The organism is Enterobacter sp. 148H3 (assembly GCF_034107425.1).
GTDB lineage: Bacteria > Pseudomonadota > Gammaproteobacteria > Enterobacterales > Enterobacteriaceae > Enterobacter > Enterobacter vonholyi.
Genome location: NZ_JAWNEI010000005.1, coordinates 201362 through 217213, shown reverse-complemented (window position 1 = coordinate 217213; position 15852 = coordinate 201362). Strand labels below are relative to the sequence as shown.

Here is a 15852-nt window from a genome sequence, read left to right as displayed (position 1 = left end):
CGCGTTTTCCCTTATTTTTGTACTACGATATTTTCCTGCGAAGGATCAACATGCTGCAATTGCAGCTTTTCCGTTGCGATCCGTTCAACCCGGCTGTGATCGCCGAGCGCGTTTTCTTCAAGGATCAGATTTCGCCATTCAATATCCAGCGCATCGCGTTCCAGTACCATCTGCTCGCGTTGCGCAGTCAATAAACGTGTATGGTGGGCGGTGGTCACCACCGTAACTGCCGTGACAATGATGCAAATGAACAGACAGAGTGGCAGTTTCCCAAACCGCAAAAGATCGTCGCCGATCACGCCAGGCAAGGCATGGCGCTCGTTGCTTCCTAACGAATCCTTAACTTTGCTTAGGGTCTCTGTCACTCTGCCGATCATGCGTTCGTCCTCTCTGCAACACGCAGCACTGAACTACGGGCGCGTGGATTCTCAGCCACTTCTTCTTCGCCCGGCATCAACTTGCCTAATGCTCGCAACTGACGGCCACCCAGCTTCCTGAGTTGTTCTTCCGTCATCGGCAGCCCCGCTGGCACCTGTGGACCGCGGCTTTGTTCACGCATAAAGCGTTTCACAATACGGTCTTCCAGCGAATGGAAGCTGATGATGGATAACCGCCCCCCCGGGGCCAGCACGTCGAGCGAGCTTTTTAGCGCCAGCTCTATTTCCTCCAGTTCACTGTTTACCCAGATGCGAACCGCCTGGAAGGTACGGGTCGCGGGATGTTTGTGCTTATCCTTCACCGGTGTCGCCGCCGCGATCACTTCGGCCAACTCTTTGGTGCGGGTCATTGGCTCAATGCGATTACGCTCAACGATGGCGCGCGCGATTCGTTTGCCAAAGCGCTCTTCGCCAAACGTTTTGATGACCCATGCAATATCGGCTTCGTCAGCGGTCTGTAACCACTCAGCGGCAGACTGACCGCGCGTTGGATCCATCCGCATATCCAGCGGACCATCACGCATAAAGGAGAAACCACGTTCGGCATCATCAAGTTGGGGTGAAGAGACGCCAAGATCGAGAAGAATCCCGTCGATCTTACCCGTCAGGCCGCGCTCAGCAACATAATCTGCAAGCGCAGAAAAAGGTCCATGCACGATGGAAAAGCGTGGGTCATTGATGGTCTGAGCAACCGCAATTGCCTGCGGATCGCGATCGATTGCCAGCAGGCGGCCTTCCTCTCCGAGCTGGGAGAGAATCAAACGCGAGTGACCACCGCGACCAAACGTGCCATCAATGTAGATGCCTTCCGGACGAATATTCAGACCGTTTACGGCCTCGTCCAGTAACACCGTTTTATGTTTATAATTTTCCATCATATTTATAGAGACAAGTCCTGCAGCCGTTCCGATAATGTCGCGGAATCAGACTGCTCAGCGTCGATATCTTCCTTGACCTGTTGATACCAGGTCGTTTCATCCCACAGTTCAAATTTGTTGAACTGCCCGACCAGCATCACTTCTTTGGTCAGACCGGCATGTTGCCGTAACACAGGCGCAATCAGTAATCGCCCTGCGTTATCCATCTGACATTCACTGGCATGTCCCAATAACAGCCGCTGCACGCGGCGTTCCTGCGGGTTCATGCTCGACAGTCGCGACAGCTTTTGCTCAATAATTTCCCATTCAGGCAAGGGGTAAAGCAGCAGGCAGGGGGAATTAATGTCAATGGTGCAAACCATTTGACCCGCAGCGTTCTCGATCAGCTGGTCGCGGTATCGGGTTGGTACCGATAAACGCCCTTTGCTGTCGAGATTGACTAACGTTGCTCCACGGAACATGCCAGTCTCACCCCTCTTCACCACTTTAACCCACAAATTCCCACCTAAAGGAGTTTACGGAGCGAGGGAAAAGCTTGTCAAGCCAGGACTCTCCCTGTAAGGACTCGAACGCCCTCTATTTACAGAGATAAACAGTCCTGGTTAATAACTGCACAACTGGCGAGGCAAAATTAACGTTATGAATATTTGTAAGAAAAAAACCGAATATGCACACTAGCGTTAAAGCTCACTCAATATCATCGCAGATAAATATAAAGTGTCAGTTTGCGACGCGGGCAGCATTTTATGACAGATTCTCAGGGGATAACAGCGCCAGATTCACTCTGGCACCGGGTAAGCGCGGCAGTTGCCACGTAAGCAGCTACAGGAGGAGGAAAAACGTCTGAATATTCATCGGCCGAATAGGGTTTGTAACAAAATAATACAAAGATAGCTGTTTAAAATCGCTGAGATGTTCTTTAAAGGACAATTTAAAAGCCAAAATGAATTAAGAAAAATTGGCGATTATCATCTCACAAGAATTATCCTAATTTCTCTCCGGGAATTATCCGGACGATTTATCGCAGCAAAATGGGGCAGACTTTCCCGCCCCGGTCATTTCATTTTTGGCGGCTTAAAATTCCGCGATGATAGAGATTACGTTTGATACGCGTCAGGCCCGGCTTCGGTTTGCGCGGCTCATCCAGGCTTGCCAGCACAATCTCCAGCACGCGTTCAGCCACATCACGGTGACGCTGTGCTACCGCCAGCACCGGACACTGAAGGAAGTCGAGCAGCTCGTTATCCCCAAACGTGGCAATCGCCAGGTCAGAGGGAAGTTTACCTTCACGGCGTAAGGTTACATCCATGACACCCTGCAACAGCGCAAACGACGTGGTGAATAGCGCCTGCGGCATCGGGTGTGTCTCTAGCCATTTTTCGAACAGCTGCGCTGCGGCTTCACGTTCGTAACTGTTGGCATAGAGATAGTTAACCTCGCGCGGATCGTCTTTCCACGCGGTTCTGAACCCCTGCTCACGCAGGAAGCTAACGGAAAGCTCGGGCAGCGCGCCAAGATACAGCACAGTTTCTGCGGGGAAAGTTCGCAGCTCTGCGGCCAGCATTTCTGCATCATCCTGATCCGCACCCACGACGCTGGTGAAATGCTCGCGATCGAGCGCGCGATCCAGCGCAACGATTGGGAACGGGTCGTTCGCCCAGCGCTGGTAGAACGGATGTTCTGGCGGTAGGGAGGTCGAAACAATAATGGCATCCACCTGGCGCTGGAGAAGATGTTCAATGCAGCGCATCTCGTTGTCGGGCTGATCTTCAGAGCAGGCAATCAGCAGTTGATAGCCGCGCTGGCGCGCCTGACGTTCGAGATAGTTGGCGATACGGGTATAGCTGGTATTTTCCAGGTCAGGGATCACCAGACCAATAGAGCGGGTACGCCCGGCACGCAGACCGGCTGCGACAGCATTCGGATGGTAGTTATGCTCACGAACCACCGCCATAACTTTTTCAACGGTCTTGTCGCTGACACGGTACTGCTTTGCTTTACCGTTAATCACATAGCTGGCCGTTGTTCGTGACACGCCGGCTAGCCGGGCGATTTCATCCAGTTTCACAATTGCCCCTTAAAAAAAGAAAAGAATCCATGGCCCTGTCAAGGTTATGGTTAAATCTTTTAACATCTAAACGCAGAAAAGCCTTCGCGGCAACCGCTTTTATCTGCGTTGTCGGCTGATTACGCAAAAAAAAGCCCGGCTTTGGTGACCGGGCAGAAAGAGGCGAACCTTTTTGATAACTAACGCATGATTTTCTCGCCGCGTGACAGACCCACGACACCCGATCTCGCGACCTCGACAATTTTTGCAACATCCCGCACGGACGCGAGAAAAGCATCCAGCTTGTCGCTTGTCCCGACCAGCTGAACCGTATAAAGAGAAGGCGTGACGTCGATAATTTGTCCGCGGAAAATATCCGCATTGCGTTTAACTTCTTCACGCCCGTAGCCGCTGGCCTGGATTTTCACCAGCATGACCTCACGTTCAACGTAGGCCCCCTGCCCCAGCTCGCTCACGCGCAGCACATCAACCAGCTTATGCAGCTGTTTTTCAATTTGCTCAAGCACTTTCGCATCGCCAACGGTTTGAATCGTCATGCGCGACAGCGTTGGGTCTTCCGTCGGGGCAACGGTCAGGCTTTCAATGTTATAGCCGCGCTGCGCAAAAAGGCCAATGACGCGCGACAGTGCGCCAGACTCATTTTCCAGTAAAACCGATAATATCCGGCGCATATCAGGTTCTCTCCGTTTTGCTTAACCACATTTCATCCATACCACCTCCACGAATATGCATCGGATAAACGTGCTCGGTCCCATCAACAATCACATCCATAAAGACGAGGCGGTTGTTTTTAACGTGCTCAAGCGCTTGCGCGAGCTTTGTTTCCAGCTCTGCCGGATCGGTCACCCGCATGCCAACATGGCCGTAAGCTTCAGCAAGGCGAACAAAATCCGGTAGCGATTTCATGTAGGATTGAGAGTGACGGCCAGAATAGATCATATCCTGCCACTGCTTCACCATACCGAGATACCCGTTATTCAGGTTCAGCACCAGTACCGGCAGTTCATATTGCAGCGCAGTAGACAGCTCCTGAATGTTCATCTGAATACTGCCGTCCCCCGTCACGCAGACGACGGTTTCATTCGGCAGCGCCAGCTTCACGCCCAACGCGGCAGGCAGACCAAAGCCCATTGTTCCTAAACCACCGGAGTTGATCCAGTGTCGCGGTTTATCAAACGGGTAATACAGGGCGGCAAACATCTGATGCTGCCCTACATCTGAGGTTACGTACGCCTCACCTTTCGTCAGTCGCCACACCGCTTCAATGACTGCCTGCGGTTTAATATTTTCACTTTGCGTGTCATATTTCAGGCACTGACGTGCGCGCCACTGTTCAATCTGCTGCCACCAGTCGCGAATCTCATCCAGCGGCTGGGTTGCACTCTCCTGGGCCAGCAGATCCAGCATTTGCTCCAGAACCTGCCGGGCATCACCGACGATAGGAACATCAGCCGATACCGTTTTTGAAATTGACGTTGGATCGATATCAATATGCAGTACGGTGGCGTTAGGGCAGTACTTCGCCAGGTTATTGGTGGTGCGATCGTCAAACCGCACGCCGACGGCAAAAATCACATCGGAATGGTGCATCGTCATGTTGGCTTCATAGGTACCGTGCATGCCCAGCATACCCAGCGCCTGACGATGGGTTGCGGGGAACGCCCCCAGCCCCATCAGCGACGATGCAACGGGAAGGTTGAGTTTTTCAATCAGTTCACGAAGCTGGACTTCACAGGCAGCGTTGATCGCCCCGCCACCGACATAGACCACCGGTTTTTTGGCTGCCAGAAGCGTTTGCAACGCTCGCTTGATCTGACCTTTGTGCCCCTGCGTTGTGGGGTTATAAGAGCGCATGCTGACAGCTTCCGGCCAGACATAAGGCAGCTTGTTTGCCGGGTTGAGGATATCTTTAGGCAGATCGACCACCACTGGTCCCGGGCGTCCGCTCGCCGCCAGCCAGAAAGCTTTCTTCAGTACGCCAGGAATGTCTTCCGTTTGCTTGACCAGGAAGCTGTGCTTCACAACGGGACGCGAAATCCCGACCATGTCGCACTCCTGAAACGCATCGTAACCGATCAGTGAGGTTGCCACCTGCCCGGAGAGGATCACCAGCGGGATAGAGTCCATATACGCTGTCGCAATGCCGGTAATGGCGTTTGTCGCGCCGGGGCCGGAAGTGACTAACACCACGCCCACTTCACCCGTCGCCCGCGCCAGGCCGTCAGCCATGTGTACCGCCGCCTGCTCGTGACGTACCAGAACATGGTCAATGCCCCCTACCGTGTGCAGCGCATCATAAATATCGAGAACTGCACCACCAGGGTAGCCGAACACTTGCTTTACGCCCTGATCGATCAGTGACCGAACGACCATTTCCGCGCCAGACAACATCTCCATGGTTTGCCTCCAGGCATTTTGTTATAGACGGAATGCCGAATTCATTTCCGCACCGTCTTACGATTGGGAGAAACCAATCTTATATTTTGCAGAGTGTTCTTTACCTTAACCGCTCGTTATGAGGCAGGCAATTAGCAAACCCGGAGAGATAAACGGTGCGTAAAGCAGAAAAAGCAGCTGTTAGCAGAGGATATGGTTAATTCCTCTGGGAATAGAGGATGGGGTGATAAATCATCACTGAAAAGCGCGGCAATGCAGGAAATCATCTATTTTTGCGAGCCGGAGAGCAGCTCCAAAAAAAGAACAACAGAACAAAATATCAATTATCTAAAAAAAACCAGGATAAATCACACAATCCGATGCGATTTATCCTGATGCGTTTTACCGGCGGCAGATGCCCACCAGCAACTCTTCCATCCACTGATGTCCTTTATCTCGCCCCGCCGCTTCATGCCAGGAAAGATAACAGGTACGGCTATTTAGCTTGAGTGGCAGAGGCAAAATTTGCAGATTTAAAGGGTCAGAAAACTCTTCTGCCAGCCAGCGCGGCGCAATCGCCACCAGCTGGGTCTGGGACACCACGTTTAATACGCTGACCATAGCCATGCCCTGATAAGCCACGCTCGCCTGTTTATCCGCAGTGTCATACCACGGCAGGCTAAAAGAAGCATATCTGTCGAGTGCAACAACGGCATGCTGCTCGTTATAAACATCGTTTTCTCGCATCGGAGAATTCAGACGTGGGTGTTTTTTGCTGGCGACCAGAACCATTTCATCGTTAAACAGCGGCACACAGGAAAATTCCGGGCGACGGAACTCTTCATACCCCAGAACAAATTCGATCTCCTGGTAGCGTAACTGATGTTCCGTGTTTTGATTCAAGGATGATTTAAAAACAAGATTGATATTTGGTGCGATTTCTTCAACTTTATTATAAATAATTGACGTTAAATAATTATCTAATGGGCTACAGACACAAAGATGGAATACGCGCTCGCTGCTTAAGGGTTCAAACCCCGATCCCGGCAGCTCATTTTGGACCAGTTGCAACGCCTGACGAATGGAGCCGAATAGCTGAAATGCGCGCGCCGTAGGCTGGATCCCCCTCCCGTAGCGGACAAATAATTCGTCGTTAAACATGAGCTTAAGCCTGGCAACGGCATTACTCACAGCAGGTTGTGACATCCCCAACGATTGGGCTGCACGGGTGATATTCTGTTCCTGCATGACCGCATCAAAAACCGTCAGAAGATTAAGATCCACCGTGCGTAACTGCGGTTTAATCCCATCAGCAACTTGAGGTTTTTTAATATTATTTTCTGGCACTTCTGACTCCACTGTCACGCTACACTCCTTTGCCAACGCACGATAATAACCTTAAAGGTGCATTATCATGCAAATACGATCAGCGAAAGAGAATTATTTAAAATTCAGAATATATAAAGACTTTATATTAACAAACATTAATCAGCGAAAATGATATGTTTGACTTCAGGAACTGAATGAAACCATAAACCAAACAAATATACAATTGCCGACAGGTTAATGATGACTTAAGTATGATTAAACTATTATTGCTATCACCCTACAGTTAGTTAACAATCTGTTATCTCAGCTCGTTTTTCAGTGTTCTGGAATAGATCCACTTCATTTATAACTTTATGATATTAAACATCTTTAAGCTCTAAGCATCCTCTTCAACACATTTCACTCATTTTTAAAAAAATTAATTTATTTGTTTCTGCAACTCTTTTCTTAAGTCCAAAATTAGACAATTAGTCGGTTCGAAAAAGCTAAAACCAGCACAATTAGCTAAAGTGAATAGCCTATTGATTCAGTCTGTCGGGCCCGTTTTCATCATCAGGGGTTGACATGAACAGCCGTATCCAGTACCACTAAAAGTATATTGAATTTAACGGAGCACGATTCATGACACGCACCATTCGTTTCACCGGTCTACTACTACTAAACGCATCCACTGTGCGCGGTAGACTGGCGGGCGAAATTCAGCGTTGAATCGTCACCAGTAAGACTAAAAACCCGCGCCACTGCGCGGGTTTTTTTATGCTCGTAGCAAGGCGCCCTAAGACTGACAAGGACCTAACCCATGAGCCAGCAAGTCATTATTTTCGATACTACTTTACGTGACGGTGAACAGGCATTACAGGCAAGCCTGAGTGTTAAAGAGAAACTGCAGATCGCGCTGGCTCTCGAACGTATGGGTGTCGACGTGATGGAGGTCGGTTTCCCTGTCTCGTCTCCCGGTGATTTCGAATCCGTCCAGACTATCGCCCGCACCATTAAAAACAGCCGTGTGTGTGCCCTGGCGCGCTGCGTAGAGAAAGATATCGACGTTGCCGCTGAGTCATTGAAGGTGGCTGAAGCGTTCCGTATTCACACCTTCATTGCGACCTCTCCTATGCACATCGCAACCAAGCTGCGCAGCACGCTGGATGAGGTGATTGAGCGTGCTGTCTATATGGTTAAGCGCGCACGCAACTATACCGATGACGTTGAATTCTCCTGTGAAGATGCGGGTCGTACGCCAATCGAAGACCTGGCGCGCGTCGTCGAAGCCGCCATCAACGCGGGCGCGAAAACCATCAACATTCCGGACACCGTCGGCTACACCATGCCGTTTGAGTTCTCCAACATCATCACCGGCCTGTATGACCGCGTACCAAATATTGATAAGGCAATTATCTCCGTCCACACCCACGATGATTTGGGTCTGGCCGTGGGCAATGCCATCGCCGCCGTCCACGCCGGGGCACGTCAGGTTGAAGGCGCGATGAACGGCATCGGCGAACGTGCGGGCAACTGTTCTCTGGAAGAAGTGATCATGGCGATCAAAGTGCGCAAAGACATCATGGACGTGCACACCCGCATCAATCACAACGAAATCTGGCGCACCAGCCAGACCGTCAGCCAGATTTGCAACATGCCCATTCCGGCTAACAAAGCGATTGTCGGCACTGGCGCCTTCGCACACTCTTCCGGTATTCACCAGGATGGCGTGCTGAAGAACCGTGAAAACTACGAAATCATGACCCCGGAATCCATCGGTCTGAACCAGGTCCAGTTGAACCTGACCTCCCGTTCCGGCCGTGCGGCGGTTAAGCACCGTATGGAAGAGATGGGTTATAAGGACAGCGATTACAACATGGATCAGCTGTATGACGCGTTCCTGAAGCTGGCCGACAAAAAAGGCCAGGTCTTCGACTACGACCTGGAAGCACTGGCCTTTATCAACAAACAGCAGGAAGAGCCGGAGCACTTCCGTCTGGATTACTTTAACGTGCAGTCCGGCTCCAGCGACATCGCTACCGCCTCGGTCAAGCTGGCCTGCGGAGATGAAATTAAAGCAGAGGCAGCTAACGGTAACGGCCCTGTCGATGCGATTTACCAGGCGATTAATCGCGTCACCGAGTACGACGTTGAGCTGGTCAAATATGACCTGACGGCCAAGGGCCACGGCAAAGATGCGCTGGGTCAGGTAGATATCGTGGTCAATTACAAGGGCCGCCGCTTCCATGGCGTGGGCCTGGCGACAGATATCGTTGAATCCTCCGCGAAGGCGATGGTGCATGTTCTGAACAACATCTGGCGCGCCGCCGAAGTCGAAAAAGAGTTGCAACGCAAAGCTCAGAATAAAGAGAACAACAAGGAAACCGTGTAATGTCGAAGAATTACCATATTGCTGTGTTGCCGGGTGACGGTATTGGCCCGGAAGTGATGGCACAGGCGCTGAAAGTACTGGAAGCCGTTCGCGCGCGTTTTGCGATGAAAATCACCACCAGCCACTACGACGTGGGCGGTATTGCAATTGATAACCACGGTACGCCACTGCCAAAAGCGACCGTGGAAGGCTGTGAAAATGCCGATGCCGTGCTGTTTGGTTCCGTCGGTGGCCCGAAATGGGAACACCTGCCGCCAGCAGAGCAGCCAGAGCGCGGCGCGCTGCTGCCGCTGCGTAAACACTTCAAGCTGTTCAGCAACCTGCGTCCGGCGAAGCTGTATCAGGGTCTGGAAGAGTTCTGCCCGCTGCGCGCGGATATCGCCGCCAACGGATTCGACATTCTGTGCGTGCGTGAACTGACCGGCGGGATCTATTTCGGTCAGCCAAAAGGACGCGAAGGCAGCGGACAACACGAAAAAGCGTTCGACACCGAGGTGTATCACCGTTTCGAAATTGAACGTATCGCCCATATCGCCTTTGAGTCTGCGCGTAAACGCCGCCATAAAGTGACCTCCATTGACAAAGCGAACGTGCTGCAATCTTCCATTCTGTGGCGCGAGATCGTCAGTGAAGTCGCTAAGCAGTATCCGGACGTCGCGCTGTCGCACATGTACATCGATAACGCGACCATGCAGCTGATTAAGGATCCGTCCCAGTTTGACGTGCTGCTGTGCTCCAACCTGTTCGGCGATATTCTCTCTGACGAGTGCGCAATGATCACCGGCTCCATGGGGATGCTGCCATCCGCAAGCCTGAATGAAGAAGGCTTTGGTCTGTATGAACCGGCAGGCGGTTCTGCGCCGGATATCGCGGGTAAAAACATCGCTAACCCGATTGCGCAGATCCTCTCCCTGGCCCTGCTGCTGCGCTACAGCCTGGATGCAGACGATGCAGCAACCGCAATTGAACACGCCATTAACCGGGCGTTAGAAGAAGGCGTCCGTACCGGCGATTTAGCACGCGGCACGGCGGCAGTCAGTACCGATGAAATGGGCGACATCATTGCCCGCTATGTCGCTGAAGGGGTGTAATCATGGCTAAAACGTTATATGAAAAGTTGTTTGATGCGCACGTTGTTTACGAGGCACCAAACGAAACCCCGCTGCTGTACATTGACCGTCATCTGGTACACGAAGTGACCTCTCCTCAGGCATTTGACGGCCTGCGCGCGCACAAGCGTCCGGTACGTCAGCCGGGTAAAACCTTCGCGACGATGGATCACAACGTTTCCACCCAGACCAAAGACATTAATGCCTCGGGTGAGATGGCGCGTATCCAGATGCAGGAGCTGATTAAGAACTGTAAAGAATTTGGCGTTGAGCTGTACGACCTGAACCATCCTTATCAGGGCATCGTCCACGTGATGGGGCCTGAGCAAGGGATCACCCTGCCGGGCATGACCATCGTCTGCGGTGACTCCCATACCGCGACACACGGCGCGTTTGGCGCTCTGGCGTTCGGGATTGGCACTTCTGAGGTTGAACACGTTCTGGCGACGCAGACCCTGAAGCAGGGCCGTGCCAAAACGATGAAGATTGAAGTGAAGGGCAAAGCGGCACCTGGCATTACCGCGAAAGATATCGTGCTGGCGATTATCGGTAAAACCGGCAGCGCAGGCGGTACAGGCCACGTCGTTGAGTTCTGCGGAGACGCTATCCAGGCGCTGAGCATGGAGGGCCGCATGACCCTGTGCAACATGGCCATTGAGATGGGCGCCAAAGCCGGTCTGGTCGCGCCAGATGAAACGACCTTCAACTATGTGAAGGGCCGTCTGCACGCGCCGAAAGGTCAGGATTTTGACGACGCGGTAGCATACTGGAAAACCCTGAAAACCGACGATGGGGCGACGTTTGATACCGTTGTCACGCTGCAGGCAGAAGAGATTGCGCCGCAGGTGACCTGGGGGACCAACCCGGGTCAGGTGATTTCCGTCAACGACTCCATTCCAGATCCTGCTTCCTTTGCCGATCCGGTCGAGCGCGCCAGTGCGGAAAAAGCGCTGGCCTATATGGGGCTGAAGCCCGGCGTGCCGTTGACCGACGTGACCATTGATAAAGTCTTTATCGGTTCTTGCACTAACTCCCGTATCGAAGATTTGCGCGCGGCGGCAGAGATTGCCAAAGGCCGTAAAGTCGCGCCGGGCGTGCAGGCGCTGGTGGTTCCAGGCTCTGGTCCGGTGAAAGCCCAGGCGGAAGCCGAAGGTCTGGATAAGATCTTTATCGAAGCGGGCTTCGAGTGGCGCCTGCCTGGCTGCTCCATGTGTCTGGCCATGAATAACGATCGCCTGAACCCGGGTGAGCGCTGCGCCTCCACCAGCAACCGTAACTTTGAAGGCCGTCAGGGCCGCGGTGGGCGTACCCATCTGGTCAGCCCGGCAATGGCCGCCGCTGCGGCAGTCACCGGCCATTTCGCCGATATTCGCAGCCTGAAATAAGGAGACAATCATGGCAGAGAAATTTACCCAACATACGGGCCGGGTTGTCCCGCTGGACGCCGCTAACGTCGATACTGACGCTATTATTCCCAAACAGTTTCTGCAGAAGGTGACGCGTACCGGCTTTGGCGCGCACCTGTTCAACGACTGGCGTTTCCTGGACGACAAAGGCGAAGTGCCTAATCCGGAATTCGTTCTGAACTTCCCGGAGTACAAAGGCGCATCCATTTTACTGGCCCGAGAAAACTTTGGCTGCGGCTCATCCCGCGAACACGCTCCGTGGGCGCTCACCGATTACGGCTTCAAAGTGGTCATCGCCCCAAGCTTCGCGGATATTTTTTACGGTAACAGCTTCAACAACCAGCTGCTGCCGGTGACGTTGAGTGATGAACAGGTCGATGAGTTGTTCGCGCTGGTTAAGGCGAATCCGGGTATTTCGTTTGAAGTGGATCTGGAAGCGGAAGTGGTGAAAGCCGGGGATAAAACCTACAGCTTCAGCATTGATGCGTTCCGCCGTCACTGCATGCTGAACGGTCTGGACAGCATAGGTTTAACTCTCCAGCACGAAGCGGCGATTGCCACTTACGAAAACAAACAACCTGCATTTATGAAGTAATCCTCCGGCCTGCAGTGCACTCTGCAGGCCGAGTTTTATCCCAATACCCGCCCTCCTTGTGTAAATATTCCCAAACCCAGCCAATAATGACGTTATATTTAACGTCAATTTAATGTTCCCTGCGCAGAATAATCGCTCAATCAGTTGGTAGCGGAAATTATCATGAAAAAGAAAAATGGCAATGAGTCTCATATCCGTTCTCGGGAAATACACAAATGCACATTAGTAAGCGTGATAATAAATATTTTACTCACCTGCTTTCAGATAGTTGCAGGAATATTCTCCGGTTCACAGGGATTAATTGCTGATGGGATTCATTCTCTTTCCGATTTATCTTCTGACTTTGTCGTTCTGATTGCGAATAAAAAGAGTCAGAAAGCCTCTGATATCGATCATCATTACGGTCATCTGCGTTTCGAAAACGGTGCAAAGCTTATTATTGGCGCTATTCTGCTGCTCGTGGGGGTCGGGATGCTCTGGTCCGCTGGCAATAAACTGCTTAATCCCGAGACGCATCAGATAGTAAAAGGGGCCGCTTTGTGGGTGGCGATACTGGCGCTGGTGGTGAAGGAGAGTCTGTTCAGATACATGTTTGCCACGGGAAAACGTATTCAGTCCTCGCTGCTGATAGCCAATGCCTGGCATGCCCGTTCTGACGCAGCGTCGTCAGTGGTTGTCGCCATCGGTATTGCCGGGAATTTAGTGGGTTTTCACGCAATGGACCTGATTGCGGCCCTGATTGTCGGAGTGTTCATCGCCCATATGGGTTACAAATTCTCTGCCGATGCCCTGCACGACCTGATGGACCGTTCGCTTGAACCCGGGCTGGAGCACGATATCAAAACGTGTCTTCTCTCAACCGAAGGCGTCACCGGACTCCATGATTTAAAAACCCGCAAGATGGGCGATTTAGCCCTTGTCGATGTCCATCTGGAAGTGAACGGCAAATTAAGCGTAAAAGAAGGGCATCAGATTGCCGTCAATGCCAGAAACAACGTGATGCAAAAATTCAATGTGCTGAACGTGATGACGCATATTGATCCTGCCCACTAATCGGAACGCATAAATACAGTGTGACGCTACTCATCGTTAAGGTTTCGTTAATTAATCTGCGTCACACTGCATCGCATCAGCTCTCTCATTATTGAGGTAAAAAGCGATGAACCCAACGCTACGTAATACGCTTCCCCATAAAGAAACGCCTTTTCTTCGCGTACTGCACATTCTTGTAGCCATACTGGTGCTGGCCCAAATTATCAATTCTAATTTCACCGAAAGCGAGGCCCTCCACGAATCCGGACTGAACGGAATTGTCACCTGGATCCATGTTATCTCAGGGTTTGGTTTAATTTTTTGTGGTATTGCCATGATGGCATGGATGTTAACCCAGCGCGGATTTAAGTATTACTACGCCTGGCTGGCGCTGGATTTTCGTGGAATCGTTGAAGATATTCGCACCCTCGCGCAGCGTCAATTACCTGACGCGCATGCTGGCGGTATGGCGGCAACGGTGCAAGGTCTGGGTGTGCTGGCGCTGCTGGGCGTTGCACTCTGCGGCGCGGCCTGGTTCGTGCTGAACGCCACGCTTGGGCCGGTTTCGTCCGTCACGGAATCCGTCTTAGATTTGCATAAATTCCTGACAGTTTTTATTGAGACATATTTCTGGGCACACGGTTTCATGGGCCTCGTTCATATGTACTTGACGCTACGCGCGCAGCGTAAATATCAGTATTCCGAATAAAACGGTTCGCAGAGCCCGGTGCTCCCGGGCTCCGTTTCACTCATCCGATCACACGTCTTTTACGCGGCAGGTCAGCAGGAGCGTCACGACGGATAGCGCCGCAATCATCCAGTAGACCGACGCATGGCCATAGCTTTGCGCCAGCGCCCCCTGAATCACGCCCGCCAGGATCACGCCGGTTGAAATACTGTTGGTAAAAAGCGTCGTTGCCGAGCCTGCACGGCCGGGCATCAGATCCTGGAACCAGAGCATGCCGATCCCGGCAACAATTCCAATAAACACGGCGTTAAACAGCTGCAGCGCCAGCAACGCTTCACGCGAATGGAAAAGGATCAACCCCGCGTAGAACAGTACCCCGGCCGCCACGGCGACGATCATCATCCGACGCTTTCCAAAGCGCTTAACGTAATAGCCCGCCAGAATCATCGCCGGAATTTCCAGCCCGGCGGCGGTTCCCATTAAGATCCCTGCGAGCTTGTCCGGTAAGCCCAGATCGCTGCTGATCCACAGCGGCATATCAATAATGTACATGGTGTTGCAGGTCCACATCAGCGTCGAGGCAATAAACAACATGCGGACGTTCTTGTCCTGCCAGCCGCTCACCTGGGTAACAGGTTTATCCGTCGCCTGTTCGACGCGGGCCACGGACGGCAGTGCGAAGGCTATCAGCGCCAGGCTGATGACAAAAATCCCTGCCGCAATGGAGAACATGGTGGTAAAGCCATAGTTCAACGCCAGCATAAAGGCCAGCGGCGGACCAATGACCCACGCCAGCGAGAGCTGGGCACGCATCACCGAGCTGAACATCACCACTTCCCGCGCGGAGTTATCCGCATATTCACGGGCCAGGGCAAACAGCTGCGGCATAGCGGTGTTCGCCAGCGACGCCAGCAGCACGCCGCAGGTAATGAGCGTCAGATAATGACGATTGAAGGCAAAGAGCAGCGCGTTACCCACGGCCATGGCGCAGCAAAAGAGGATCAGCTTGCGGCGATCGCCCTGGCTGTCCGATCGTTTCGCCAGCGCGAGGCTGACCAGGATCCCGGCAATGGCATTGACGGTATAAAACAGGCCGACCCAAAACGGCTGAGCCCCCACCTCGCGGCTGAGAAACAGGCTCAGCGTCGGCGCCTGAAGCGCCCCTGCCACGCCCATCATAAAGGCCACCAGCATAAAAGCGGCATACACGCCGTTCAGGCGTCGCCCCATCGTCATCAACCACAGCATGCGCAAGTCCTTGTGAAAGCGAATCGAAATTGGGTGAATAGTAAACGAAAAAAGCCAGCAAAAACATTTTGCTGGCGGGTGATAAGCACCAATACTCAGTCACACATGATCGAGGCGAGTTAGCGGGAAGAGGTCGGTGTCGTAACGTCCCACTGCATCAATTCTTCTAACGTTTTCAGCCGTTGCTCTGCACACCGGCGGGCCAGCCAGGACGATCCTTTTGTCGCTGAAAAGTACTGCTGATAAAACTGACGTGCGGTAGACCTCTTCATAATTTACCTCCTCGCTTCATCGAGGAGAATTATTGGCCTAATA

16 protein-coding genes are annotated in these 15852 nt (G+C 52.4%); 7 read left to right on the top strand and 9 right to left on the bottom strand.

Going from position 1 to position 15852, the window contains the following annotated elements; all coding sequences use genetic code 11:
* Positions 1-11: 11 nt before the first annotated feature.
* The 7 genes from ftsL to leuO form a co-directional block, all read right to left on the bottom strand.
* Positions 12-377, bottom strand: a complete 366-nt coding sequence (gene ftsL / locus USH94_RS09575; protein ID WP_008501989.1) for a cell division protein FtsL — start codon at positions 375-377, stop codon at positions 12-14.
* Entirely contained in the window at positions 374-1315 is a 942-nt protein-coding gene (rsmH, locus tag USH94_RS09570) for a 16S rRNA (cytosine(1402)-N(4))-methyltransferase RsmH (RefSeq protein WP_111964043.1), read from the bottom strand. Before rsmH ends, ftsL begins: the two co-directional genes overlap by 4 nt.
* Positions 1316-1317: 2 nt before the next feature.
* Positions 1318-1776, bottom strand: coding sequence for a division/cell wall cluster transcriptional repressor MraZ (gene mraZ, locus USH94_RS09565; protein ID WP_021240528.1), 459 nt, complete (start codon positions 1774-1776; stop codon positions 1318-1320).
* 599 nt (positions 1777-2375) lie between these two features.
* Complete coding sequence (gene cra, locus USH94_RS09560) at positions 2376-3383, bottom strand: catabolite repressor/activator (RefSeq protein ID WP_111964044.1); 1008 nt, start codon at positions 3381-3383, stop codon at positions 2376-2378.
* Between the two features lie 179 nt (positions 3384-3562).
* Complete coding sequence (gene ilvN, locus USH94_RS09555) at positions 3563-4054, bottom strand: acetolactate synthase small subunit (RefSeq protein WP_008501994.1); 492 nt, start codon at positions 4052-4054, stop codon at positions 3563-3565.
* A gap of 1 nt (position 4055) precedes the next feature.
* Complete coding sequence (ilvI, locus tag USH94_RS09550; RefSeq protein ID WP_111964045.1) at positions 4056-5780, bottom strand: acetolactate synthase 3 large subunit; 1725 nt, start codon at positions 5778-5780, stop codon at positions 4056-4058.
* Between the two features lie 381 nt (positions 5781-6161).
* Positions 6162-7106 (bottom strand): transcriptional regulator LeuO, encoded by a 945-nt coding sequence (gene leuO, locus USH94_RS09545; RefSeq protein WP_111964162.1) that lies wholly within the window; start codon positions 7104-7106, stop codon positions 6162-6164.
* Between the two features lie 603 nt (positions 7107-7709).
* Here leuO and leuL point away from each other — a divergent pair.
* From leuL to USH94_RS09515, 7 genes are all read left to right on the top strand, one after another.
* On the top strand, positions 7710-7796 hold the full coding sequence (leuL, locus tag USH94_RS22535) for a leu operon leader peptide (protein ID WP_071786497.1): 87 nt from the start codon (positions 7710-7712) through the stop codon (positions 7794-7796).
* A 91-nt stretch (positions 7797-7887) separates the two neighbouring features.
* On the top strand, positions 7888-9459 hold the full coding sequence (gene leuA, locus USH94_RS09540) for a 2-isopropylmalate synthase (protein WP_111964046.1): 1572 nt from the start codon (positions 7888-7890) through the stop codon (positions 9457-9459).
* The gene (leuB, locus tag USH94_RS09535; RefSeq protein ID WP_111964047.1) at positions 9459-10550 is read left to right on the top strand and encodes a 3-isopropylmalate dehydrogenase; all 1092 of its coding nucleotides are present in this window, start codon (positions 9459-9461) and stop codon (positions 10548-10550) included. The genes leuA and leuB overlap by 1 nt, the downstream gene beginning before the upstream one ends.
* A 2-nt stretch (positions 10551-10552) precedes the next feature.
* On the top strand, positions 10553-11953 hold the full coding sequence (gene leuC, locus USH94_RS09530) for a 3-isopropylmalate dehydratase large subunit (RefSeq protein WP_111964048.1): 1401 nt from the start codon (positions 10553-10555) through the stop codon (positions 11951-11953).
* Positions 11954-11963: 10 nt separating this feature from the next.
* Positions 11964-12569 (top strand): 3-isopropylmalate dehydratase small subunit, encoded by a 606-nt coding sequence (gene leuD / locus USH94_RS09525; RefSeq protein ID WP_029741219.1) that lies wholly within the window; start codon positions 11964-11966, stop codon positions 12567-12569.
* A gap of 162 nt (positions 12570-12731) precedes the next feature.
* On the top strand, positions 12732-13622 hold the full coding sequence (locus tag USH94_RS09520) for a cation diffusion facilitator family transporter (RefSeq protein ID WP_111964049.1): 891 nt from the start codon (positions 12732-12734) through the stop codon (positions 13620-13622).
* A 106-nt stretch (positions 13623-13728) separates the two neighbouring features.
* On the top strand, positions 13729-14310 hold the full coding sequence (locus USH94_RS09515) for a cytochrome b/b6 domain-containing protein (protein WP_111964050.1): 582 nt from the start codon (positions 13729-13731) through the stop codon (positions 14308-14310).
* A gap of 48 nt (positions 14311-14358) precedes the next feature.
* On the opposite strand, the gene USH94_RS09510 is transcribed toward USH94_RS09515, so the two are convergent.
* Both USH94_RS09510 and sgrT read right to left on the bottom strand, forming a co-directional pair.
* Positions 14359-15537, bottom strand: coding sequence for a sugar efflux transporter (locus USH94_RS09510; RefSeq protein ID WP_111964051.1), 1179 nt, complete (start codon positions 15535-15537; stop codon positions 14359-14361).
* A 119-nt stretch (positions 15538-15656) separates the two neighbouring features.
* Positions 15657-15809, bottom strand: coding sequence for a glucose uptake inhibitor SgrT (gene sgrT / locus USH94_RS09505; RefSeq protein ID WP_023334488.1), 153 nt, complete (start codon positions 15807-15809; stop codon positions 15657-15659).
* Positions 15810-15852 lie beyond the last annotated feature (43 nt).